Source organism: Psychrosphaera algicola, from assembly GCF_028401425.1.
GTDB lineage: Bacteria > Pseudomonadota > Gammaproteobacteria > Enterobacterales > Alteromonadaceae > Psychrosphaera > Psychrosphaera algicola.
This window is the reverse complement of sequence record NZ_JAQOMS010000002.1, coordinates 714,339-739,231: the sequence shown is the minus strand read 5'-3', so window position 1 is coordinate 739,231 and position 24,893 is coordinate 714,339. Positions and strand designations below refer to the sequence as shown.

General features: G+C 39.2%; 16 protein-coding genes and 9 pseudogenes. 21 read left to right on the top strand and 4 right to left on the bottom strand.

Features of this window, described 5'->3' with window-relative positions; genetic code table 11:
- Nucleotides 1–52 precede the first annotated feature (52 nt).
- From PN838_RS03935 to PN838_RS03915, 5 genes and pseudogenes are all read left to right on the top strand, one after another.
- Nucleotides 53–3,726, top strand: a pseudogene (locus PN838_RS03935) (ATP-binding protein).
- A pseudogene (locus tag PN838_RS03930) lies at nucleotides 3,723–4,357 on the top strand (hypothetical protein). Before PN838_RS03935 ends, PN838_RS03930 begins: the two co-directional pseudogenes overlap by 4 nt.
- A 9-nt stretch (nucleotides 4,358–4,366) precedes the next feature.
- On the top strand, nucleotides 4,367–5,584 hold the full coding sequence (locus PN838_RS03925; RefSeq protein WP_272179826.1) for a phosphoenolpyruvate carboxylase: 1,218 nt from the start codon (nucleotides 4,367–4,369) through the stop codon (nucleotides 5,582–5,584).
- Nucleotides 5,585–5,743: 159 nt separating this feature from the next.
- Complete coding sequence (locus PN838_RS03920) at nucleotides 5,744–6,658, top strand: DMT family transporter (protein ID WP_272179825.1); 915 nt, start codon at nucleotides 5,744–5,746, stop codon at nucleotides 6,656–6,658.
- 22 nt (nucleotides 6,659–6,680) lie between these two features.
- A pseudogene (locus PN838_RS03915) lies at nucleotides 6,681–7,516 on the top strand (isopenicillin N synthase family dioxygenase).
- Nucleotides 7,517–7,656: 140 nt separating this feature from the next.
- On the opposite strand, the pseudogene PN838_RS03910 reads toward PN838_RS03915, so the two are convergent.
- Nucleotides 7,657–9,482 (bottom strand): annotated as a pseudogene (locus PN838_RS03910) (M2 family metallopeptidase).
- A gap of 209 nt (nucleotides 9,483–9,691) precedes the next feature.
- Here PN838_RS03910 and PN838_RS03905 point away from each other — a divergent pair.
- Nucleotides 9,692–10,321, top strand: coding sequence for an MBL fold metallo-hydrolase (locus PN838_RS03905; RefSeq protein WP_272179824.1), 630 nt, complete (start codon nucleotides 9,692–9,694; stop codon nucleotides 10,319–10,321).
- Nucleotides 10,318–10,740 (top strand): rhodanese-like domain-containing protein, encoded by a 423-nt coding sequence (locus PN838_RS03900; protein WP_272179823.1) that lies wholly within the window; start codon nucleotides 10,318–10,320, stop codon nucleotides 10,738–10,740. The genes PN838_RS03905 and PN838_RS03900 overlap by 4 nt, the downstream gene beginning before the upstream one ends.
- A gap of 53 nt (nucleotides 10,741–10,793) precedes the next feature.
- On the opposite strand, the pseudogene PN838_RS03895 reads toward PN838_RS03900, so the two are convergent.
- A pseudogene (locus PN838_RS03895) lies at nucleotides 10,794–11,747 on the bottom strand (tRNA-dihydrouridine synthase).
- A gap of 75 nt (nucleotides 11,748–11,822) precedes the next feature.
- On the opposite strand from PN838_RS03895, the gene PN838_RS03890 reads away from it, so the two are divergent.
- The gene (locus PN838_RS03890) at nucleotides 11,823–12,263 is read left to right on the top strand and encodes a VOC family protein (protein ID WP_215962331.1); all 441 of its coding nucleotides are present in this window, start codon (nucleotides 11,823–11,825) and stop codon (nucleotides 12,261–12,263) included.
- Nucleotides 12,264–12,364: 101 nt separating this feature from the next.
- Here the strand turns inward: PN838_RS03890 and PN838_RS03885 are convergent, their stop codons facing one another.
- Nucleotides 12,365–12,643, bottom strand: a complete 279-nt coding sequence (locus tag PN838_RS03885) for a putative signal transducing protein (protein WP_272179822.1) — start codon at nucleotides 12,641–12,643, stop codon at nucleotides 12,365–12,367.
- 129 nt (nucleotides 12,644–12,772) lie between these two features.
- On the opposite strand from PN838_RS03885, the pseudogene PN838_RS03880 reads away from it, so the two are divergent.
- Nucleotides 12,773–13,638: pseudogene (locus PN838_RS03880) on the top strand (6-carboxytetrahydropterin synthase).
- A gap of 27 nt (nucleotides 13,639–13,665) precedes the next feature.
- On the top strand, nucleotides 13,666–14,451 hold the full coding sequence (locus tag PN838_RS03875; protein WP_272182509.1) for a M23 family metallopeptidase: 786 nt from the start codon (nucleotides 13,666–13,668) through the stop codon (nucleotides 14,449–14,451).
- Nucleotides 14,452–14,532: 81 nt separating this feature from the next.
- Here PN838_RS03875 and PN838_RS03870 read toward each other — a convergent pair whose 3' ends face one another.
- The gene (locus tag PN838_RS03870; RefSeq protein WP_272179821.1) at nucleotides 14,533–16,323 is read right to left on the bottom strand and encodes a M61 family metallopeptidase; all 1,791 of its coding nucleotides are present in this window, start codon (nucleotides 16,321–16,323) and stop codon (nucleotides 14,533–14,535) included.
- Nucleotides 16,324–16,425: 102 nt separating this feature from the next.
- On the opposite strand from PN838_RS03870, the gene PN838_RS03865 reads away from it, so the two are divergent.
- From PN838_RS03865 to prc, 11 genes and pseudogenes are all read left to right on the top strand, one after another.
- Nucleotides 16,426–16,836, top strand: coding sequence for an acyl-CoA thioesterase (locus PN838_RS03865; protein WP_272179820.1), 411 nt, complete (start codon nucleotides 16,426–16,428; stop codon nucleotides 16,834–16,836).
- Between the two features lie 90 nt (nucleotides 16,837–16,926).
- Nucleotides 16,927–17,391 carry an Mpo1 family 2-hydroxy fatty acid dioxygenase gene (locus PN838_RS03860; protein WP_215962336.1) on the top strand — a complete coding sequence of 155 codons (465 nt, stop codon included), beginning with the start codon at nucleotides 16,927–16,929 and terminating at the stop codon, nucleotides 17,389–17,391.
- A 125-nt stretch (nucleotides 17,392–17,516) separates the two neighbouring features.
- Nucleotides 17,517–18,593 carry a sensor histidine kinase gene (locus PN838_RS03855; protein WP_272179819.1) on the top strand — a complete coding sequence of 359 codons (1,077 nt, stop codon included), beginning with the start codon at nucleotides 17,517–17,519 and terminating at the stop codon, nucleotides 18,591–18,593.
- A 3-nt stretch (nucleotides 18,594–18,596) separates the two neighbouring features.
- Nucleotides 18,597–19,421, top strand: a pseudogene (locus tag PN838_RS03850) (LytR/AlgR family response regulator transcription factor).
- 253 nt (nucleotides 19,422–19,674) lie between these two features.
- Nucleotides 19,675–20,037, top strand: coding sequence for a hypothetical protein (locus tag PN838_RS03845; protein WP_215962339.1), 363 nt, complete (start codon nucleotides 19,675–19,677; stop codon nucleotides 20,035–20,037).
- Between the two features lie 309 nt (nucleotides 20,038–20,346).
- Nucleotides 20,347–20,685: a hypothetical protein gene (locus tag PN838_RS03840; protein WP_272179818.1), complete on the top strand. Its 339-nt coding sequence runs from the start codon at nucleotides 20,347–20,349 to the stop codon at nucleotides 20,683–20,685.
- Between the two features lie 20 nt (nucleotides 20,686–20,705).
- Complete coding sequence (locus PN838_RS03835) at nucleotides 20,706–21,212, top strand: hypothetical protein (RefSeq protein ID WP_272179817.1); 507 nt, start codon at nucleotides 20,706–20,708, stop codon at nucleotides 21,210–21,212.
- 169 nt (nucleotides 21,213–21,381) lie between these two features.
- Complete coding sequence (msrC, locus tag PN838_RS03830; protein ID WP_272179816.1) at nucleotides 21,382–21,858, top strand: free L-methionine (R)-S-oxide reductase MsrC; 477 nt, start codon at nucleotides 21,382–21,384, stop codon at nucleotides 21,856–21,858.
- 5 nt (nucleotides 21,859–21,863) lie between these two features.
- Nucleotides 21,864–22,148, top strand: coding sequence for a hypothetical protein (locus PN838_RS03825; protein WP_215962342.1), 285 nt, complete (start codon nucleotides 21,864–21,866; stop codon nucleotides 22,146–22,148).
- Nucleotides 22,148–22,773, top strand: a pseudogene (gene proQ, locus PN838_RS03820) (RNA chaperone ProQ). Before PN838_RS03825 ends, proQ begins: the two are co-directional and overlap by 1 nt.
- Before the next feature lie 8 nt (nucleotides 22,774–22,781).
- Nucleotides 22,782–24,822, top strand: a pseudogene (gene prc / locus PN838_RS26965) (carboxy terminal-processing peptidase).
- The last annotated feature ends 71 nt before the right edge of the window (nucleotides 24,823–24,893 follow it).

Genomic DNA, 24,893 nt, shown 5'->3' with positions numbered 1-24,893 from the left:
TTGTATGAAACGGTACTGTACCGAATAACTAAAATAACGAGTCATGATGACAATGAATACTTTGCCCTCATTAAACCGAATTATTCTTATCAATACCCATATGTCGGGAATTGTTGAACTTAAGCTAAATGGCCACACCAATATCTGTGGTACAAATGCGTCGGGAAAAACCACCTTACAACGCCTGATCCCAGTATTTTATGGGGAGTACCCCAGTCGAGTTGTGCCCGCCACTCGTGATAGTTTTGAGCGTTGGTATCTGCCTACTGAACAAAGTTTTATAATTTATGAATACATCCGTAGTGAAGATGAAACATGCCAAATGGTGTTGTCTTCTTCGGGTTCCGGTGTGGATTATCGATTGGTATCAAAAGCGTTTGATATCGAAGATTATGCGGCACCAAGCTTAACTGATGAACGTCATATCTTGACCGCTAAAGAATTAAGTAGAAACTTGAAGCGTGACGGCGTTATTTGTTCTCGAATTCTTAATACCAAAGAATTTAAAGCCATTATTCAAAACGACCGAGCCGTGTTGAGCAGTAATCGAGATTTACTAGGATTTGCTAGGCTCTTCAGCTTGTGCTTAAGGGCAGTGACAATCTTAGACATATTGAAAAATTGGCTAAAGCTGTTCATTCAAAAGAAGGCAAAATGGAAACCATCAAAGCGATGGTTGCCGCTATTTTAGAAGAAGATGGTGTTCAGGCCGCAGAAAATAAAATAAGTCATAACAAAGTCGAAGAGTGGATCCGCGAAGTTAAGTTGGTTAAAGGGTTTGAAGACATTCGTCCAGAGTTTAATAAACTTGAAAAAGCCAATATTGAGTTTACTGAAGTGCAACAAAGGTTGTCTCAATTAAAACAGCAACTCAACAACGATTTAAGCAAAATTGGCCAAAAACTAGTTGAAGATGAAAGCTCCCTTGAACAGGCGATTGCGGACCTCAAAGTATTAGAACGTGACTGGAACGAGCAACGTGAACAATTGCAATCTGTTATCTCTGAAGCTAAAGGGGACATTGGCAAGTTAGAAACTGATTTAGATAATATTGAATCCGACTTTGAACGTTGGCAAGACCAAGATATTGAAACGTTAAAAGAAAACTTAGACCACCTTCCTCGATGGAAAAGCCAATTAGTCACTCACGAAGCTCGTTACACGTTATTAACCGAAAAACACCAAGATATTGAAGCAACTTATCATCGTCGAAAAAGCGAAATAAATGAGCAACATGGTCTTGAACTCACCGGTTATAATGAACAAAAAGAAGAAGCACGCGAAGACTTGTCTGCCAAAAAATCAGAGCAACAGGTGCAATTGTCGCAAAACGAACAGAAATTTAAGCAGCAAATTGCTGATGTGAATGCCGATTTTCAAGTCCGCATCCATAATGTGAACAATCAAATTACAGAATTGACTACACTCATCAACAATGTTGGCTTTACCGCAAACGAACAAAGTCAAATTGACATTTTAGAACATACGATCAAAGAAGCATCAAGTATCGAAGACGCAGTTCGGGATAAGGCCAAGCAGGCAGAAGGACAATTGTTTGCAGCGAAACAAAATCGAGAGCAAGTAAATACAAAACTGGAAGTCAGTCGCAAACAAGTCAGCAGTAAACAACGAGAAATTTCCGAGGTCGAAACCCTGTTGTATCCGGGCCAAAATACCTTATTGGAGTTTTTACGCCGGGAAAAAGACGGATGGGAACAAACAATTGGTAAGCTCATCCACCCTGATATGTTACAGCGTACGGATTTGCACCCAGCATTAACCGACGAGCAGTCAGCTTTATTTGGCGTGTTATTGCAATTAGAGTCGGTGGCACAACCGGCCTATGCAGGAACAGAAATTGAACTAAAAGCCAAATTAGAAACACTGCAAAACCAATTGGGCGAATTGATTGAGGTCCAAGGCGATAATGAAGACAAACTGACCGAAGCGTCAAAGCAAGTGCGTAATGCTGAGTTAACGCTTGCAAAAATTCAGACCGAATTAAGCAATGCCGAACATTCACGTAAACGTTCTCAACAAGACAAAGAAGATGTGATTGCTGAATTTCAGCAGGCGCTACAGGTTCGTAAACAGTCAAATATTGACAAGTTAGCGCAGTTCAAAAACAACCTTCAACAAATTAAAGCACAGCAAGACGAAGTTGTAGAAGAATTAAATGACCAACAGCGTGAAGCAAAAATGGAACTGACATCCCATTGGCAATTGCTTATCGCCGATATCGAACATAAGTTAATGCAAATTGACGGTCATATTTCAAAGTGTAAATTGTCTGTTGCTGCTGAAATTAAAAGCTTAGACGCTTGGTTAAAAGATGAATTGGCAAACCGTGGTGTTGACGTTGACGAAATAGGGCAGTTAAAACGCGATATTTCTAAATTGTCAAAAGACATTTCAGCGACTGAAAAAAACAGTCATTTGGTTGCTGAATACAAACATTGGTATAACACTTACTACATGGGGCACAAGGTTAATTGGCAACAACAATTGACCGTAGCGAAAACCTTATTTAGCGATACAAAACGTCAATTAGATAAACAGCTACAAGAGTTTAAATCTAAAGGGGATGTTGGCCGCTCTAAACAATTGCATTTTGAACAAAGTGTAACTGATGGCAAGCGCTAGGAGTATGACGTACAACAACTCAGTAAATTATTGGCGAAACTCAATTTACCGGTTGCCACCATAGTGCAAGAAACGGGATCGATAGGTCAACGGATAAGCGAAGGGCAAACGTTATTGGTTAAACGCGAAGATCTATCAGCCGACATTAAAGCTTTTGTTGAACATTTTGACCAAAAAATTGCGGCGCAGTCAGGTACCGGTTTTTACGATACCTGGGAGCGTAGCCGTGCTGAATGTTCGTTTGTCAATGAGCAAGGTGTTCGTAGTTTAGATCACGTCAGACTGGTTAAACATTTAGATCAGTTAATTAATGTCCTAATTCCACAAAAAGTCAGTGCGATACGAGAACAGGGGCGTATTTTTGGTTTAGCCTTATCTCAGTACTACAAAATATTAAAAGACGTTGAAGGCCAGATCAGTAACCAAAGTAAACGAATTAGCAAAGAAGTCGATGAAGAGCTGTTTTTAGATGGCGTGTCCGACTCAGCGGTTAAAATTCGATCTAAAATTTCAGAATTGGAGTTTTGGCCCGAGCTTCAACAATTTAACGAATATTACCGTGAATGGATTGAACAAGGTGCCCACGAATTACTAGGGGATGACTATGCTTTTAGCATGCGACGGGTTATTGAAATTCTAGGACGCTCCGCACTCACTGGTGGCATCAGTAAATTGCTCGACATCGAACTGCATATTCGCGAAGGGAATAGTGACCTAATCATCCGTACAGACCGTCAGTTAAACGAATCATCAAGTCATGGCATGGCTTATCTTATACTTTGTAAGTTCTTACTGGCGTTTACACGATTGCTAAGGGGGAAAAACCAAACCATCATACATTGGCCAATAGATGAACTTGGTACCTTGCACCAGTCAAATATTAAAAAGATATTTGATGCCTGTAAAAATAACAATATTTACGTGGTTGGTGCGTTTCCAAACCCAGAATCAGAGGTATTGACCCTATTTAAAAATAGATACCTCATTGATAAGCAGAAAAAACAACTGCAAGTTGTCCTGCCGCAAATTAATACCATTAGTGAAAAACTTAAAGCTCGTAAACAGCAGGAGGAAAACGCATGATTACTGAACAAGGTCGAGTGTTAGAACTGTTGCTCAGTGGCGAATTTATTTGTCAGACGAAGGATGAAGATGCGTTTCGTTTTTTACAATCAAGTGCCAATAGATTATCGATTGAATCACAGTTACAGATTTTGAATCGTAACTTGTCGACCGCTGCTGACGGCGAAGTCTTTTTGCGTCATATATCCTGTTGCAGGAAAATGAACGCAAGTTTTTATCGTCTCAATTTCAAGAAATTAGCAGTCATTTAATGCCGGTTGTTGAATGGTTGTTAATGGTCCAAGAGGCAATGGGAACAGACCGTCCACTAACTCAAGGTACGGTTATTCGTTTAAATGAACTGCAGTCAGTTGTCGAAGATACCCCAGCTTATGCAGAGCAGTTAGGTAAAATTTCTCGTTATGCGCTATTTGGTTCAAAAGCTGCCGAACTTGACGCTCAACTTAAGCTGATCTTTAAACGTTTGGTAGAAGTGGGTTACCTCATTCGCCCAAATCAAGATAAACAAATCTATACAGCAACAGGTAAAATAGATTACTTGTTTGACGTATTAAAATTTATTGACGAGACCGAGAATTTGTCTTTATCTGAACGTGCAGAAGATGCAATTTCACAGACTAAGTTAATTTAGTGGTGTCAGATGAATATTAATTTATTAAAAACCGGCACTACGTTATTGAATGCGTTAAGCAACCATTCAGAGTTGATCATGCAGGCGTATTTTACAGGCAATGTAAATGAAGCTGAATATTCACCTAAGGTTATTCAAAACTTAATTGATTTAAAAGTGTTATGGCGTCCAGATGCAGAAGTACAATTAAGACTGAGACCATCACTGCGTACTTTGTTAGAAGAGAGTCTACAGGATGAACATAACAGACAAATAGACGCAAATATTGGTAATTTATTAGCAACACTTACGACTCAAGCAGAGCATTACAAAGAGTCAATTGCGAATCAAAGGTATCACGACGCAAAAGCGTATTTGGCTGATCTTACTGAGCATGTTTATACGTTGACGGAAACCTTATCCACAAACGTGCGCTTATTATGGTCACGAATTTCAAATGAGTTTGGTTATGTTGGTTCTGTTGACGCAAAAATTCGCGAAAATGAGTTAGCGCAAGGTCAAGTAACTGACATGCTAAACCAATTAAGTATGTTTCGTTTTGACGAATTGAGCCAGCTTGCGGGCAGTCAGCGTGAATTACGTCACTTATTAGTCATAACTTTACAGTCGAGCTTTGTAACGAGCACTCAGGAGTTGAGTTTAGTGCAAAGTAAGTTAATCGAATTACTTGGGCGCTTTAGAGAATTCCAAGGGCGAACACGATTGTTAAAAGGTTTTATGCTGCATATGGAGCAACAACCGGACTTCCAACCGAGTAATTACGGTGCGCTAAGTGATATTCCCGCGTTGTTTAATGTGGCTAATCCGGTTATCAAGCAAGCAGCAGTTGATGTTAATAATGTCGAACACGAATTTGAATTGGTAAGCCTTGTTGGCCATATTAGGACGATTAATCGCCATTGGTTTAGCCAAGAAAAAACACAATCTGATGCAGTGCGAATAGAGCAGGAAACAGAAGTTACGTTATCAGATGACAAACTTAAGATGGCCGTGGAAGGTTATTTTTGTGATGTTATCGAGTCGGGTCAAAATATGACGGCGCTGGAGTATTATCAAAAAAATGATTTGGAATTTGATCCCGAAGCTTGGATTTACCAAGTCATCGGTGCGTATCATGGGCTGCCTGATCAAGACCGGCAATATCTTGAAATAGACCCCATTGGCCGACCAGATGATATTTTCATTGGTAATTTTTTAATCACCGATATTGAGATTGGGTTACGCTAACAGGGTTTTTGGCGGTTAAAACACTTATTGAATATGTAAATTAATGTTCACTCTGCAGTCCATTATTTAAGTTATTTATTGTTGCGTAAATAATGGACATTTAGTGTGTTGTGATATAATTAAAGCTTCTACTCTAATATTTTTGGAAAATTAAGTCCTATGCCGGTTTCAGCCGCTTTTGTTTTGGTGATCATCATTTGGTCAACGACACCCCTTGGTATCGTTTGGAGCAGTGAAAGCATTCCACCAACCTTGTCTCTGTTTATGCGTATGGCAATTGCAGTGGTATTAGGCTTACCATTAATGAAATTACTCGGTATTAAACTCGATTGGCGACCAAAAGCCATCAGAGTTTATCTGTATTCTAGCCTAAGTCTTGCTATTGGTATGTTGTTTTGTTACCTCGCAGCAAGGCACATTTCAAGTGGCTTAATGTCACTCTCATTTGGTATCGCACCTATTTTGTCGGGCCTATTTGCTCAGCAAATTTTAAATGAGGCCCGGTTTACCCCAATTAAAATGATCGCACTGACGATTGCATTAGGCGGCCTCACCTTAGTTTGCATGGATAACTTATCTGTGGGCGAGAGCAGTCTTATTGGCTTTGCTTGCATTAGTGTCGGCGTCATCATGTTCAGTTTAAGTGGGGTACTGGTTAAAAGTGTTGATATTGATTTACATCCATTATCAACCACGATGGGGTCGTTAATTTTGAGTATGCCGATGTTTGTCTTATTTTGGTATGTGATGGACGGTCAGATCAATTATGAGCAATGGCAACCTAAGGCGATTGCGGCTGTCATCTATCTAGGTATATTTGCCTCATTGATTGGTTTTTTAGCCTACTTTTATGTATTGAAAAATTTACTTGCGAGTTCAGTCGCCTTAATCGTTATGGTAACGCCAGTTGTGAGCACCGGATTAGGTGTTTGGCTCAACGATGAACGTTTCTCAATGGGTCTCGTCATTGGTGGCCTGTTTGTTATTGTTGGACTCGGATTTTTTCAATTTGGTGATAAATGGTTTAGAAGAAATAAATCGTTCGCACCGTTACCCATTTCTAAAAACTTATAATAATTAAAAAATAGGAACGCTCATGTTACCCATTGTTGATTTCCACGCGGAAGATGCCGCAGAAACGTTTGTAAAATCTCTGCACGAGACCGGATTTGGGGTTCTTAAAAACCATCCAATCCAAAAAGAGTTATTGCAATCGTTATACGATAATTGGGCTGGCTTTTTTAATTCTGACGAAAAAATAAAGTTTCAGTTTAATGTTGAGACCCAAGATGGCTTTTTCCCAACGTCTGTTTCTGAAACGGCAAAAGGCTTTAAAGTTAAAGACATTAAAGAATATTTTCATTTTTATCCATGGGGCCAAGCTCCTGAAGGGTTAAAGCAACAAGCTCAAGATTACTTTAGTCAAGCAAATGACGTTGCAGAAACCCTATTAAATTGGGTGCAGGAACATTCTCCGGCTGATGTTGCTGCCAAATATTCAGCTCCTTTGTCGTCAATGATTGAAAAAGTGAACAGACCTTGTTGCGTGTATTGCATTATCCACCAATTACAGGTGATGAAGAGGTTGGAGCGATTCGTGCGGCGGCTCACGGTGACATTAATTTATTAACTATCTTGCCGGCGGCCAATGCAGGTGGATTGCAAGTACAACTCAAAGATGGCAGTTGGTTTGACGTTCCGGGTGATTTTGGCTGTATTATTGTTAATATCGGAGATATGTTACAAGAAGCTTCTGGTGGCTATTTTCCAAGTACAATCCACCGAGTGATTAATCCAGAGGGCGAAGACCGTTCTCGTTCTCGGATTTCATTACCGTTATTTTTGCACCCGAGACCAGATGTTGTCTTGTCAGAGCGTTATACCGCTAGAGAATATTTACAAGAGCGTTTACGCGAACTTGGCGTCAAGTAATCGTTTTTTATTAAGCGTTAATGCTCAGTAAACGCTAACGTCGCGACACATTAGCAACAGAAGAGACAAATAAAAACGCCCCGTATATGGATAACATAAGGGGCGTTTTTGGGTTCTAACGATTGACTTTTAGTTTGTCATTACCAACCACATTGGCGGTGCATGTTTTGCTTATCCAACCATTCTTGAACCGGTTTGAAGTAATCAAGAACCGCAGTGGCATCCATTTTTCCGCTACCAGTCATGGCTTCTAGCGCTTCTTGCTAAGGTTTTACTCGTTCCCATTTCTAACATTGCGTTTAACTTAGCACCTGCTTCTTTGCTGCCGTAAATTGAACAACGGTGAAGTGGTCCTGTTTCACCTGCAATTTCACACAATTCACGATGGAATTGGAATTGTAAAATATGCGCTAGGAAATAGCGTGAATAAGGCGTATTGGCCGGAATATGGTATTTAGAACCCGGATCAAAATCGGTCGCCGCGCGCTACTGGTGCGACAATACCTTGGTATTGTTCGCGCAGTTTCCACCAACCATCATTGTACTGCTCAGGAGATAACTCACCTGAAAATACTTGCCAGCGCCATTTGTCGACCATTAACCCAAATGGTAAGAAAGCGACTTTGTCCATGGCCATACGGATCAAAAATGGTAAATCACCAGATGCGTCAGGCTCTTCGTCGATTAAATCAATTTCTTTTAGATATTTTGGCGTAATTGATAAAGCAACGGTATCACCAATTGCTTCATGGAATCCGTCATTAGCGCTGTTTCGATATAAAACCGGTTGTTTTAAGTTGTAGGCACGTTGATAAAAGTTATGACCCAATTCATGATGAATAACATTAAATTCTTCACCCGTAGTTTGGATACACATCTTTATGCGGTAATCTGTAGGGGTTATGTCCCAAGCACTCGCATGACAAACGGCATCATGGTCAGTTGGTTGGTTGAACATGGATTTTTCCCAGAATGATTCTGGTAGTGGCTCAAACCCTAAAGAAGTGAAAAAACCTTCAGCTTGTTCGACCATTTTAATCGCGTCGTAATTATGTTCTTTTAATTGTTTAGTCACGTCAACGCTGGCGTTGCTCTTAGGACCTATAGCGTCGTATAAGTTACCCCAAGTTTGCGCCCACATATTACCCATCATATGCGCTGGAATTGGTCCCTGCGCCGGGACGACGTCATCACCGTATTTTTCGTTTAATTTTGCCCTAACATGACAATGCAGCGAATCGTATAATGGTTTTACTTGCAACCAAACACGGTCCATTTCCTGCTCAAACTCTTCTGGTGACATATCATAGTTGCTGCGCCACATAGAACCAACATCGTCAAATCCCAAATCTTTTGCCCCTAAGTTTGCGATTTCAACGAGGCGTTCATATTTTGGTTTCATCTGTGGAGATACTTTGCGCCAGTTAATCCAGGCTTCTAACATTTGTTGCGGATCATCAGAGGTCGCTAACATTTGACTAAGCTCGACCAAGTTGAATTTTTCTCCGTCAGGTGTTTGACCCGAACCATACATGGCACCAAGCTCACTTTCGATACCGGCAAGTTCTGAGGCTAATTCAGGTTTAGAGGCTGGCGCAGGGAGCGTTAAACCGAGTCTCAATAAATCAAGTTTGCGCTTGGTATCGATATCTAAGTCTAAATCTTTAAATTTTGCGGCGCCATTCGCCAAATCAATTTGCATCAATTTGTATTCTTCATTTGCTTTTGAAGCAATGTATTGGCTGTCTTCTGTAATGAAGGTTTGTGAAATCCATAATGCCTTACCCACGTATTCGCTGTTTTCTTTAATTCGTTTTTCCGCATTTGCGACATACAACTTAGCATCAGAGGCGGTAACAGTTTGTTCTGTTGAATTTGATGTATCGTTTTTAGCACCTGTGCAGGCACTTAATGAAAGTGCCATAGCACCACAAATTAATAACGATGAAGGTTTTAACTTAAACATACTGGAAGTGTCCTTTGGAGATTAATCTATACCTGAATTACGTTTTTAACTCAGACTTGTTGCTGAGGTTATCCAATCATTCAACAAACTTCAATTAAGATATAATTTAGTTCATTATGGACTATGTAACGCTACGGTATATTATAGCGACATAATATTGAGTAGATTCGCCAATTTTAGGTGTTATTTCTAAATGACAACGGAGTAATATGATGATTTTTAGACAGTTGTTTGATGTTCAATCAAGTACTTATACATATTTGTTAGGCGACTTAAGTAGTAAAAAAGCCATTATTATTGATCCAGTATTTGAACAAACTAATCGAGATAGTGCCTTAATAGAAGAATTAGGGTTAACACTGCAATATTCAATAGATACCCATTGTCATGCTGACCATGTCACAGCGAGTTGGCTGTTAAAGCAACGTTTTGGTTGTCAAATTGGCTCGGCAGCGGTGATTCAAGCCGAAAATACCGATCTTCATTTTACGCAAGGTGATGTCATTACCGTTGGAGACATTACATTGGAGGTAAGGGCAACATCTGGGCATACTGATGGTTGCTTAACTTATGTGTGCCATAGTGCTAAATTAGCTTTTACTGGCGATACCTTGTTAATTCGTGGTTGTGGTCGATGTGATTTCCAACAGGGCAGTGCAAGCCGACTCTTTGCATCGATCAAAAAACAAATTTTTACCTTGCCAGATGATTATACGTTATACCCTGCACATGATTACTCCGGTCGAACATCGACTTCTGTTCTGGAAGAAAAAATCACAACCCTCGGATCGGTGGTTTGGCGAGTGAATCAGACTTTTTGGGTTATATGCAAAATATGACGCTGCCCCATCCTAAATTTATTGATATTGCTCTACCTGCCAATTTAAAAAGTGGAAAAACAGATACGGATCTAAATTTACCCACTTGGGCGCCTTTGACATTAACGTATGCGGGAATTTATGAAGTGTCGCCGCAATGGGTTGTTTGCTCGATGGAGAATATACAGTTAGTGGATGTGAGAGAGTTAGACGAAGTAACTATGCAAAGGGTTGAAGGGGCGATTGTTATTCCATTGGCGGAGCTAAAGGATAAATATCAAACATTGGATAAATCAACCCCTGTAGTGGCGTTATGTCGGTCTGGAAAGCGTTCTGCGCTAGCGGTAAATATGTTAAAGCAAAATGGTTTCGAGAAAGTTGCAAATGTAAAAGGTGGCTTACTTAATTGGGAGTTTGCTGGCTTGCCTATTTCCCATTAACGCGTTGTTTTATCAGGGCCGGTTGTAAGCGTTGTTATTGAGTGTAGCCGTTGTTATTTCGCCGTTTGGCTGACTATTTGCGCGGCTTTAAGCGCATTAATCATATCCGGAGTTTTCCGAATGGTTCGAACCGACTGAAACAAGCTTTGCGCTTGAGGATATTGTAGACGAATATAAACCAACCATTGTTTAATTCGATTTGAATAATATAAGCCTTTGTCGCCTTCAACCTGGTAATTGGAGTATCTAATGAGAAAGGTCATTAATTCTGACCACGGCATTTTCTCTTGAGTACCTTTTATCCAACTGGCCAAATTTGGTGTTGCAAGGGCACCACGTCCTAACATTAAGTCGTTACAGGTTGACTCTTTTAAACATTGTTTCGCATTTACTGGATCCCAAATCTCGCCATTAGCGATGACATTGCATTCGACAGATTGTTTAATCTTTGCAATCCAAGGCCAATAGGCTGGTGGTTTATAGCCCTCTGTTTTAGTTCTGGCATGTACAGCAATTTCTGTAGCCCCGCCTTCCGCTAATGCTTGAGCATTTTCGATGGCTAACGTTTTGTCTTCAAATCCAAGTCTCATTTTGGCAGTAGTAGGCAAATGGGCTGGTACCGCTTCGCGTACAGACTTCATTATTTTGTAAAGTGTTTCAGGTTCACGAAGTAAAATAGCGCCGCCTTTATTTTTATTGACAAGTTTAGCGGGGCAACCAAAATTAAGGTCGATGCCCGGACTTCCTAATCGTGTCGCTACTGCGGCATTTTCAGCTAACCAATCGGGATCCTAGCCTAATAACTGGATACGTACAGACGTGCCGCTTGGCGTTTTACCCTGCTCGTAGAGTTCTGGACTGAGGCGGTAAAACACGCGGTCTGGCAACTTTTGGTCAACGATGCGAACAAATTCAGTCATGCACAAATCAATGCCACCCAATTGTGTGAGTAGGTCCCGCATAATATGATCGATAACACCTTCCATAGGTGCGAGTATGATCCGCATAACGCCTTACTTGCCATTCGATAAAGTGGCGCGCATTATACGCAGTAATTAACAATTGAAAATAGGGTTCAATGAATGGAATACGTACATACGATGGTGAGAGTCCAAAATTTAGAGCAATCAATGCAATTTTATTGTGACGGACTGGGGTTAAAAGAAGTATCAAGAACTGACAATGAAAAAGGCCGTTTCACGCTTGTATTTTTAGCCGCCCCGGATCAACTCGAAGAGGCAATGGCCACCAAAAAGCCAACTATAGAGCTTACCTATAATTGGGATCCAGAAGCGTATACTGGTGGACGTAACTTTGGGCATTTGGCATTTCGTGTCGATGACATATACGCTTTATGTCAACATTTAATGGATTTAGGCGTCACGATTAACCGTCCACCACGTTGCGGACACATGGCATTTGTTCGTTCTCCCGATGGCATATCAATTGAACTTATCCAAAAAGATGGGTCTTTACCTCCAAAGGAACCTTGGCTTTCTATGGCAAATACAGGTAGCTGGTAATCTTTACTGAGCAAACAAAAAGAAGCGGTGCCCTTTATCCCAATTTACAATTTATCGACGTTAGATTGGGCGTATGTTAGTCACCGCATTGCCAACAAAATTCAAAATTGCCGCCATTGTTTTCTCCACACTCCTAGGCATAGCCAATCATCTTTATCGGCTAAAATCATTTTTTCTAGTTCGACACATAATTGTCGCGCATTATCAGCAAATTGATTTTCGATGGCCCAAATTTGTGGCCAACTTTCATTTACTGGGATTTCCCCGACGGTAGCCATAGCAAATTCGTTTTTAACTAAAAACTTTATATTAGCCTCTGAAAGCATCGCTTTATATGGCTCGAGTTCAATATTATTGTTGGCAGTGAATATTTTTTTCATTCATTAATTTCCTTAAATGGCACCTACACTATGGAATAAACAAAAAAATCTGCCAAGGTTTAAAACAAATAATGCGAGAAATGCCTGAAATCCGTATAATACCGTCAACTTGAAAGACGAGAGACAATAATGCAACTGTTTGTAAACGATCTAACTGTAATTGATTTTTCTTACTTATGTACCAAAAGAGGCATGGTGGGTGAAAGTTGGATAGTAGACCTTACGCTACATGGCGAACTAGACGAGCAAAATATGGTGCTTGATTTTGGCAAGGTAAAAAACAAGTAAAGCGCATTATTGACGATACTGTTGACCATAAATTGGTTATACCTTCAGAATTTTCTGGGTCAAAAATTGAACACGTAGAAAACACTGATTACATTCGTGTTGAATTTATCGACGACGTTGGCCAACGTATAGCAATTTCTAGCCCCCAAGATGCTTACTGTTTTATCGACTCCAGTGATATAACAATGGATGATGTGATCACGCATTTAGCCTCGGTGATAAAACCGCAATTGCCGGATAATGTTAAAAAAGTAGAACTGTCACTGCGCCCTGAAGATATCAGTGGATTTTATTATCACTATACCCATGGATTAAAGAAGCATGACGGGAACTGCCAACGTATCGCTCATGGTCACCGTTCAAAAATACAAATTTTTGAAAATGGCATGAAAAGTCCACGATTAGAGAAATTATATTCTTCACGCTGGGAAGACATTTATGTTGCCACATCCGAAGATGAAGTTAACGCAAATGAGCTTGAATTGATCACGGCAACGGCATCGCAACGAGCCTTTAAATATGAATCTTCTCAGGGCAAATTTGAAATTGCACTGGAAAGCAATCGTATTTATGTGATGCCAATTGACAGTACTGTTGAGCTTATAGCCCAATATTTAGCGGAAAAGTTAAAATCTGAAAACCCAAACAATGAATATCGCGTCGTCGCCTATGAAGGTGTCGCAAAAGGAGCGATTGCAAGTGCGTAGTGTAATTGTATGGATACTTAGTCTTATCTGCTTATAGTTAACTTAAATGTTAATGCAGTTGAACCACAGGTAAAACTCACTGGCAACCTGATCCAAGGCGGCTTAGTTTATGCTATCACTGACAAAGAATTAGTGAAGGCCAAACTTGGTTCTGTTGATTTGCCTTTATACAATGATAAACGCTTAGTGGTTTTTGGGTTTGGTCGAGACGCTGAACCTGTTGATATTTTGTCGCTGGAATTTGCTGATGGCACTTTGTTTAATCAAAATTTGTCCATCGAATCCAGAGAGTACGATATAGATAAGGTGAATGGCGTCGCGAGTAAATATGTAAGCCCTCCAAAAGAAGTGTTATCTCGTATTAGTCAGGAAGCCGGATTAGTTAAAGCTGCTCGCGCTAAAATGACATACCGACTGGATTTTATAGAAGATGTCATTCAACCGGCTAAAGGCCGAATAAGTGGTGTGTATGGTTCTCAGCGAGTTTTTAATGGGGTGCCAAAACGACCACATTTTGGACTTGATATTGCTGCACCTACAGGGAGTCCTGTTGTCGCGCCGTGGAGTGGAACAGTGGTTTTAGCTGAACCTGATTTATATTATTCAGGTGGGACGTTAATAATAGATCACGGCATGGGGATTACATCAACGTATATTCATTTAAGCAAAATTGATGTTGCGGTTGGAACTGTTGTTGAACAGGGTGAAAAAATTGCAGAAATTGGCGCTACGGGTCGGGTAACCGGTGCTCACCTAGATTGGCGTTTAAATTGGTTTACTCGGCGACTCGACCCACAGTTACTTTTGAAATAGCGTAAACGGCCTCAATCGAATACACAAAAAAACGTTACTGCATCTAATGCCGTAACGTTTTTTATGGCTGATTAAAATGAACTATGGTTTTAACCAAAGGTCGAGTTTAGCTTGGTCTTTTACTTTAAGTTGTACTAAAAATGCTGGAGACGACTCAAGTTGCAGTTCTCTGCTCAATAGTTGGTCCTTTCTAAAATAATGAATTGTAGAGGTTGGCGTCGCTACTGAGTTAATCACGACTTGCAAGTTTTTTGCCGTTAGCCTGATGTTATCAATAGCCAACAGTTCATCACCTACAGCGACCCCCGCTTTTTCTGCGGGTGAATTAGCGAATAGCTGCTTAACAACTAGGTTTCCTGATTTATCTGAAGTTACAGCGCCTAACCAATTTTGTACCTTGTGTTCTGTTATTGCATTGCCATGGGTTTGTGTAGTATCTGTTTGCGTAAATTTATTGACTTCAATACCTGCACGAAGGAATAAGGGAGCTAACTCAACTTTGGATTTTCCATACAACAATTCTGTTAACCAATCTTTATGTTGCTCACCTAAGAAAGTTAAAAATAGGTGTTCTAAATCATGTTGCGTTGTACCTATCCCATTTTTTCCAAACAACTGCCACGCTTCTAACATTAGCGTTCGTAATGACTGTTTACCTTGAGATTGCTGGATAAGCACAAGGTCAACTAAACAAGCGATAGCAGCGCCTTTTTGGTAATAACTGACAATTTGATCCGGTGCCGTGTGATCCTGCTGGTAAAACTTTGTCCAAGTATGGTAACTGCTCTCTGTAACAGATTGACGCAATTGGCCAAGGCCTTTTTCAATACGGGTAAACGTTTTTGCCAATAAATCGAGATATTGTTGTTGCGGAATTGTTCCCGTTTGCACCAAACTCAAATCGTCAAAGTAACTTGTCATGCCTTCGTAAAACCAGAGTTGCTCAGTATAAACCTCTTGGTTTAATTTATATGGCGTAAACTCCTTAGGCTTTAATCTTTTCACATTCCAGGTGTGCAAATATTCATGGCTACAAAGGCTCAGAAAGGTTGTGTAATCTTCATTAATCGGTTGTTCTGCGTTTGGAATATCGAAACGACTGCAAACCAAAGCAGTTGAATTAAGATGCTCTAAACCGCCAAAACCAGTATCGGTGACCATAGTCATAAACAGATATTGATCCAAATCTTTTGGCAATCCGCCAAAGGTTTCTGCGTGGTATTCACAAAGTGGTTTTAAATCTTTAACAACACGGTTCAGTTCGCCAAAATGACGTCCTACGGTTACAAGATAATGAGGCACATTGTCTATGGCAAACTCTGCGATATCCAAGTCGCCATACATGATTGGATAGTCTGTTAATAGTAAGTAACTGTCGGCCGAAAAATCACCATAACTAAAAGGGGATTTATTAGATGTAGATGTCAAACCTGTTGCTGGTAACCAGTCTTTGCAAAGAGTTAATTCAATTGGTGGTGGCAATAATGTCACCAAACAAGGCTGGTCAGCCATTTGGTCAATTTGAAATAAAGAACTCGCTGGATTTATAAACCCAAACTCCTGATCTAAATAAGCTTTTCTCACACTTAAGTCAAAAGCATAGACATGATAGCTAATCGAAAAAGGCTGGTTGTTATGCTTAATAACATAACCGCTTTTCGAATCAGCTAAGTGCGTTAACTTACCATGCGCATCGGAGACGTCGAAATCAAGAATATGTTTTGCAAAGTCACGGATCATGTAGCTTCCCGGGATCCAATTCGGTAGTGAAATTTTTATATCATCAGAGTTCTGTGGTGTGATATCAATTTTAATGGCAAATAGATGTTGGTTCGGGTCTTCGATGGCGATGTGATAATGTACTGCGGTCATAAAATAACGTCCAAATTAGTTAACTAGGCGGGAAAAGAATGGCAGGTTTCCGCATCAGATCAGTTTATAATAAGATAATTATTGCAAACAAGTGAGTTATTTATGGAAGTATCAGAAAAAGTACAGGCAAGAATCAACTACGCCACAACCTTCACAACGAAAACGGTCTTTCCTAGTCGAACAAATCATCACAATACGCTATTTGGTGGTGAAGCATTGGCTTGGATGGATGAAGTTGCGTTTATTTGTGCCACACGTTTTTGCCGTAAACCTCTGGTAACTATTTCTTCGGATCGAGTTGATTTCAAAGAACCTATCCCAGCTGGGAGTATTGTTGAACTGGTTGCGAGTATCGCTAATATTGGTCGCACAAGTTTAGTTGTAGAAGTTAACGTACTAATTGAAAAAATGTATGAAGATGAAAAGCATCGTGCAATATCTGGTTCGTTTAAATTTGTCGCTTTAGATGATGACCGTAAACCGACTCCGGTGTTAGGTGGCGTAGAGTTGTAGTAGCGCTAATTGACTAAGTTGGAATTCCTTAGTTGAACTGGTCAGACGATCCAGATAAAGTGACTAAAAAATTTTAGGGTAGGGCAAACCATGAAGACAATTAGAGATTGGCTAAAAGAATACCGAGTTAGCCACCAGAATAAAACCAACAAGCTAATACATTACTTATGTGTGCCAGCAATCTTTTTGTCGGTAATTGGTATGTTATGGACGGTTCCTTTGCCGTTTGACACTGGTTCGGATTGGATCAACGTAGCAACATTAATTTCAGTTTTTGTGGCTGCATTCTATTTTAGATTGTCTATTTCTGTCGGCATTGGCATGAGTTTATTTATAATCTTTTGTTTTGCGTTTGTACGCTGGTGGACTCAAAGCTTTGAGATGGGGATACTTACGCTTTCCGTTGGCATATTTGTGATAGCTTGGATTTTACAGTTTGTTGGACACGAGATTGAAGGAAAGAAACCGTCGTTTTTCAAAGACCTTCAATTTTTGTTAATTGGACCAGCCTGGATTTTATGCCACATATTTAGAAAATTTCATATTAAATACTAACGATACATTTAAAACTGCGTTAAATGGCATATCTTACGAGTCGATTGGTGATGTGCCATTACATAATACATTTATAATGAAAGTAAGTAGTTTTAGTCGAACCTTTGTTCGAAGCGAGCCGTATTTTGAATTTTGATCGATTAGTAGAAGACAGACGCCAATTCTTTTGGGTACTCCATATTGGTGGTTGGATTGGTTTTGCCTTAGTCCATTACATTGGCTCATTTATGAATGATATGCGTGATAGTTATGTCTTTATCATATTATCAAATGCCTATGTTGGAGCGATGTTAACTTTACCACTACGTTACCTTTACCAAAAAGTATGGGATATGCAACCGTGGAAGTTGATAATGACTATTATAGGAGCGTCTTATCTAGTTGGTACTGCATGGGGCGTTTTCCAAAACTTTTCATACTGGCAATTTTACAAATTTGGCTGGAAACCTGACGATTGGATTTACTATTTTACCAACACACTAGGCAGTTTCTATATCGTACTGTGCTGGAGTGGTTTGTATTTTGGTATTAAGTATTATCAAATGTTACAAAAAGAAAAACAAAAAGCTTTAAAAGCGGCAAACATGGCCAATGAAGCGCAGCTTAAAATGTTACGTTACCAGCTTAATCCACACTTTTTGTTCAATACATTAAACGCCATATCAACGCTCGTTTTGTGTGAAGAAAATAAAACAGCAAACGGCATGGTAACAAAACTAAGTGATTTTTTACGTTATTCTCTACACACAGATCCAATAAAGAAAGTTGAGCTTAAACAAGAGATTAAAGCGCTTTCCTTGTATTTGGAAATCGAACGGATCCGCTTTGAAGAACGGCTAGAAGTGGAATGGGTCATATCGGAAGAAGCTGAAAAAGCATTAGTGCCTAGCTTGTTATTGCAGCCATTAATTGAAAATGCCATAAAATATGCTATTGCTGCCAACACAAATGGCGGTAAAATCAAAATAGTTGCTAAGACGTTTGGCCACGATTTACTCCTTGAAGTTGGCGATGATGGATCAGGTTTAAACCCTGAACAGTCGGGATTAAGTTCAAAAGGTGTGGGCGTTGGATTGGCAAATACTAAAGAAAGACTTCAGACTTTATATGACGATTATTCATTTGCGATTTCTAATAATGAACCAAATGGACTAAAAGTTAATATAAGGCTACCGTTAGAATTTAATAGCGTGACAAAATAATCAATGGAAAATCTAATTAAAACAATCATTGTAGATGACGAGCCTTTGGCGAGAAAAGGGTTAACAATTCGCTTAAAAGAATTTGAAGAAATTGAGCTTTTAGCGCAATGTTCCAATGGTGCGGAAGCGATTGATGTCATTGTTGAATTACAACCTAAATTGGTTTTTTAGATATTCAGATGCCTATAGTCTAACTGGTTTTGATGTTATCCATCAATTACAACAACGCAACATTGTAATGCCAATGATTGTGTTCGTTACCGCTTACGATCAATTTGCCCTCAAAGCATTTGAAGTCCACGCTATTGACTACTTGTTAAAGCCTGTGGACGATGCTCGACTTCTAGAATGTATCAATAAGATCCGATCGCAAATAGACAATGATATGTTCAGTCACCAGCAAAATAAATTAATTGATATGATGTCGCAACTTACAGGTACAGACGCAGAAACAATTATTAAAAATTTGGCGGACGGTGAAGAGATTGAAGTTAAAGAATATAATAATTATATTTCGGTAAAAGATGTTGGTGAAACCACTCGGTTACCTGTCTCTGAAGTCATATGGGTAGATGCGGCAGGCGACTATATGTGCGTTCATTGTACTGATGGGGAAACACACATTCTCCGAAAAACAATGAAACAGCTGGAAGAAGAGCTTGACCCGAAATTATTTGTTCGTGTTCATCGTTCGGTACTCGTCAATAACACATCTGTGAAAAAGTACTTACGTTGAGCAGTGGTGAATACGTAATCCAAATTTCGAATGGGCATGAAATTAGAGTAAGTCGAAGTTATCGAGAAAAAGTTAGAACCTTGTTCTTATAAAATAGTAGAATGCACCAAAGGTAATTAGACGATTAAGCTGTTATTTTAAAGTTAAAGAAATAGTGGCATTAAACTTGTTTAATTAGAATAACAAAGATATAAATTAAATCTGAATTTAATAATTACATGGCAGTTTATTTAAATCGAAATGAAAATTAGTTGTCGCTGTAATTTGAAATACGTAATAATATCAATTGGGTATTATTTTCGTTGGGTTTAAATAATTAAACAAATTTTAAAATAGGTTACTGCTGTGTCTCTAGATAATCTTGATGAAGCGCGTTACGAAAACGGATCACCTCTGCAACTGTTAATTTTCTTGACAGTAAGTGCGACGACATTTTTATGTTTGTTCGTTGCTGATGCCCTTGAATGGCCCGCCATAACGAGTATTTTTATTGCTGCAAGTGTGTTTACTTCACTTCGAATAATGAAAAAATTACTGACAGTGTTTACCCAATACAACCGAGAAGAAATTAAATCCAGAATAAATCCGACTCGCTCAGTCAAATTATTTGGTAATTTTATCGAGGTTTACTTCACGATGTTTTTACTATCTCTATTTTGTTACGGTGTCGGCGTAGCACTACATATTATTTACCACTTAATATTCTAGATTATGGATTACATGTTGAGGAGTAAGCTTCCAATATGTAACCGTAATATATTGGAATATAAACATATTTTGCCCATAAACAGGCAAGTGTTTGCCACGTATTAATAAGGCCTATTCTGCAATTTTATAATTATTGCATTATCAATTAAATCACGTAAATTTAAATTCAGTTGGTCTGTAATCCCAATCTTCATCATCAATAACGTAATCATTGAGGATCTAAAGCTTTCCATACGATGCTTTGACCATCGTCTCTATTACGAGATTACAACTAGGTGATTCGCCTTTTAAACATTGGGTCATACAATAATGCGGCTAACTTTATTTAAACCAAACCAGATCAGACAAATTCTAGTTGTCACTCTTGTTCTTTTATTCACATCGGGTTGTCGTACAACAATCATTTATAACTATGCGGATTGGTTAATCGCTTGGAAGGTTGACGATTTTGTTGAGCTAACAGATCCCCAAGAAGAAAGCTTTAAAGCTGAATTAGCCAGCCTTTTTAAATGGCACCGAACACAAGAATTACCTAAATATGTAGTGATACTAGACGATTTAACCATCGCTATTTCCCAAAATAACACCGACGATTTGTTAAGCCTTGTCGACAAAATAGTGGCCAGTGGTGAACGGATAAAAGCGTAGCGGCTGAAAAAGTAATAGTATTGCTGAACCAACTTTCAACTGATCAAAAACAGCAACTTTTAACTAATATTGAAGCGTATCAGCAAGAAACACATAGTGAACGTTTAGAAAATGCAAAGACATTAACCGAAAAGCTAAATGATAGTGATCGATTTGATGCAATCGAGGACATTTTAGGTAAATTAACACCCGCACAGAAACAACGACGTGATCAACTAACAAAAGAACTAAATGATACGTTGTTGATGAGAATCGAATCACAGAAACGCTGGTTGTCGTTATTCCGGTTGGGTGTTCAACCTCAAAACTTGTCCGTAAGTGAAAGTCAACTAACCGTACTTTTTACCGAGCTATCGTCATATCGTTCAGAGGCTTTAATTACTGCTCAGGATCATAATAAAAACTTATATCAAGATTGGTCTTTAGATTTGCTCGAAAGTATGACTAAAAGGCAAAAAGATACACTACTAGAAGTGATAGATGAATATCGGACTGATTTTATTAAATTGGCCAAAAATGACGACTAACGTGTTTTTTCAAGCTTAGAACTGATTTGTACGTTACAACCGCGGTTTTTTTACTCAGTTGGCCTTTTAAAGCGACATTATTTTCAGCTTATTCTTTAAATTTTGCGCGTTTCAGAGTAACTTAGCGGGTTGAAACAGAGTAAGATAACGATAAAAATATAGGTGTGAATTGAACAAAGCGGAATTTTACAGCGAGTTAAATAGTCAAATCAAAGCCTTGTGTGACTCAGAGCCTAATTTAATTGCAAATTTAGCGAACATAAGTGCTGTACTATTTGAACGATTAGCTGATATCAATTGGGCAGGATTCTACGTTGTGGGCGATTCTGTAGACAAAAGTCGTCAAGAGTTGGTTTTAGGACCATTTCAAGGTCGTGCAGCGTGTGTAAGAATACCGTTTGGCCGTGGCGTTTGTGGAACGGCAGTTTCAACGCAACAGTCAATGTTGGTTGAAGATGTGCATGATTTTGACGGACATATCGCATGTGATGCAGCAAGCCGTTCAGAAGTTGTGGTGCCAATTGTTGTTAATGATGTAGTAGTTGCTGTTTTAGATATAGACAGTCCCATTGAGTCTCGGTTTGATAAAGATGATCAGCTTGGACTCGAATCATTAGTTACATTTATTGAAGAAATCTGGGCGTAAGCTAGATGAAAGAACTCATAGATGTTCGCGACTTTTTAATCGGTATTGAAATAGTCGGTGATTGGGATGGTGAAGAGGAAGAAGTTACTGAACGTATAAATTCCTTAATATTTCAGGCTTATAATCTTTTGCCTGAAGACATTAGCTTTGAAGCAGCGACTGAGCTGTTTGACGAATTATGGGCCGCAGTTGCAGGACAAGATTTTGTAATTGAAAACGAAATTGACGAACTAGAAAGTTGGTTAGCTGATTTTGTAGGCCAAACATTAGATGAAATAGAGTACGATTGATGCAATCTCAAGAAAAAACAGATTTAAATAAAGTTATCGAATTTTTGGCGAATAAATTTCCAAATAGTTTTAGTTTAAAAGGGAAGCAAAACCTCTTAAAATTGGTATTTTTAGTGACATCGCTGAACGCTTAGAAGAAGCCGATCCTGTTTCTAAAACACAGATCAGACATGCCCTAAGACGTTACACAAATAGCTGGCGTTATCTAGAAGCGGTTGTTAAAGGTGGCCAACGTGTTGATGTTGACGGTGCGGACTTTGAAGCGTTGACTGAAGAACATGTTGAACACGCGAAAGCGCAACTAGCTGAAAGCAAAGCGAAATTCAAAGAAAAACGCAAGGCTGCGGCACCCAAAGACAAGAATACTTACAAAAAACCTGCAAAATCTGTTGGTAATCCTCCAAAAAGAAAACCAAAATCAAATCAAGCGACCTCGAAACCTAAGGCCGAAGCTAAACCATTGGTAGCAAACGATGATTTTAGTGATGGTAAAACCGTATTGGTCAAATTAGGGGCTTCACCACTTTCTGCGACAATTGTTGAAACTTCTAAAGATGAAGTTTCGGTGCAATTGGCATCGGGAATTGTGATGAAAGTCAACAAGGAAAATATTTTCCAAGCATAGGAGTTTTTATGCATTTAGCCCAACGTCTATTTTCTATTTCTGTAGCGGCAACTTTAGTTGCCTCTTGTTTTACTTTTGCATCGTCTGACGTAACTAAGTTTGAAGCGCCAGACTTGCAGCAAGAGTCTCAGCACAAAAAATCTATACAACGAGTGGTAAACGGTTTTTCTCGTTACCACTATAAAAAGATTGAGCTAAATGATGAACTTTCTGCAAAAATGTGGGAAATGTTTGTTAAAACTGTCGATTACAACAAAAGTGTTTTTCTACAGTCAGATATAGATGCGTTTGCCTCTCATGTAACTAAGTTCGATGATGCAATGAAAATGGCAGATTTGTCATTTGCATTTGAATTTTATGAAGAGTCAATTCGTCGACGAATTAGTCGTTTAGAAAAAGCCATTAAATTACTCGATAATAAAATGGATTTTACATCTAAAGACGACTTTTACTATGACCGCGAAGATACGCCTTGGGCAAAAACAGAAGCAGAGCTTAACGAATTTTGGCGTCAGAAAGTAAAATATGATGCGTTAAATTTGAAGTTAGCGGGTAAAGACGAAAAGCAAATCAAAGAAACTTTGACAAAGCGTTACGTAAATACCATGCGTCGTTTTTCACAGACGCAAAATGAAGACGCATTTCAATTGATTATGAACTCTTATGCTCGAAGCATTGAAGCTCATACATCTTATTTATCACCTCGACGAGCAGATCGATTCCAAATGGAAATGAATCTTGAGTTAGAGGGAATAGGTGCCGTTCTAAAACCAGTTGATGAATTTACCGTAATTCTGAGTTTAGTCTCAGAGCGGCCCGGCTGATAAAACCGAGCAACTGAAACCGGAAGACAAAATCGTAGGTGTCGCTCAAGGTGATGATGATTATGTTGATATTGTGGGTTGGCGACTAGATGAAGTTGTTGAACTTATCAAGGGTAAAAAGGGTACTGAGGTTAGACTTCAAATCGTTCGTGGCGAAAATACGGCCTCAAATAACAAAGAGGTTAAAATCATTCGCGATAAAGTGAGGTTGGAAGACCGAGCTGCTGATTCGAGTGTGTTTGAATCTCAAATTGGTGAACTAGACTCTAAAGTTGGCGTGATCACCATTCCAAGTTTTTATAACAACTTGTCAAATGACGTTAAAAACGAAATTAAAAAGCTCAAAGACCAAAATGTTGATGGCATCGTTGTTGACCTTCGAGGAAACGGTGGCGGGTCATTAACGGAAGCGTCATTGTTAACCGGCCTATTTATTGATAAAGGGCCTGTTGTTCAGATCCGTAATGGTGTTGGTAATGTAGATGTACGCGGTGATTATGATGGCATAACGTATTATGACGGTCCGCTTACGGTGTTAGTGGATAGATACAGTGCGTCAGCTTCTGAGATATTCTCTGCAGCTTTACAAGACTACGGACGAGCATTAGTTGTTGGTGAACAAACCTTTGGTAAAGGGACTGTTCAAGAACATCGCGGCTTGACACGCCGTTTTGATTTATTGGAGAAAAAATTAGGCTCTGTACAATTTACCGTCGCTAAGTTTTATCGTATAAATGGCGGCAGTACACAGCATAAAGGTGTTATTCCTGACATTTTATTCCCATCAGCAGTTGAACCCGCGGAGTGGGGTGAGAGCCAAGCTGAAAATGCGTTGCCATGGGATAATATTCGTCCAGTGACGTATAAAACGTCTAGAGAAATAAGCAATCAAGTTAAAGTTCTATCGCAAAGACATTTAAATCGAATTGCTCATGAACCTGAGTTTGTCTACTTAGATAAAGATATTGCCGAATATCAAGAACTGAAAACTAAAAAATATGTGTCACTTAATGAAGCAGTTCGTTTAGCGGAAAAAGAAAAAGGTAAAACTAAAGATTTAGTTCGACTTAACGAACGACTAACTCGCTTAGGGTTCGATAAAGTTTTATCACTAGATGATGACACTCCAGAAAAATTAGATGAATTGGACCCGTTTTTAGAAGAAACCGCACGTATATTGGCGGATCTAATAGCGTCGGGCCAATTTGCTAAAGTAACAAAATAACTATAAAAGTTAAAAAGAAAGCAGCCTAGTGCTGCTTTTTATTTTAATAAAACAATAATAATAACATTACG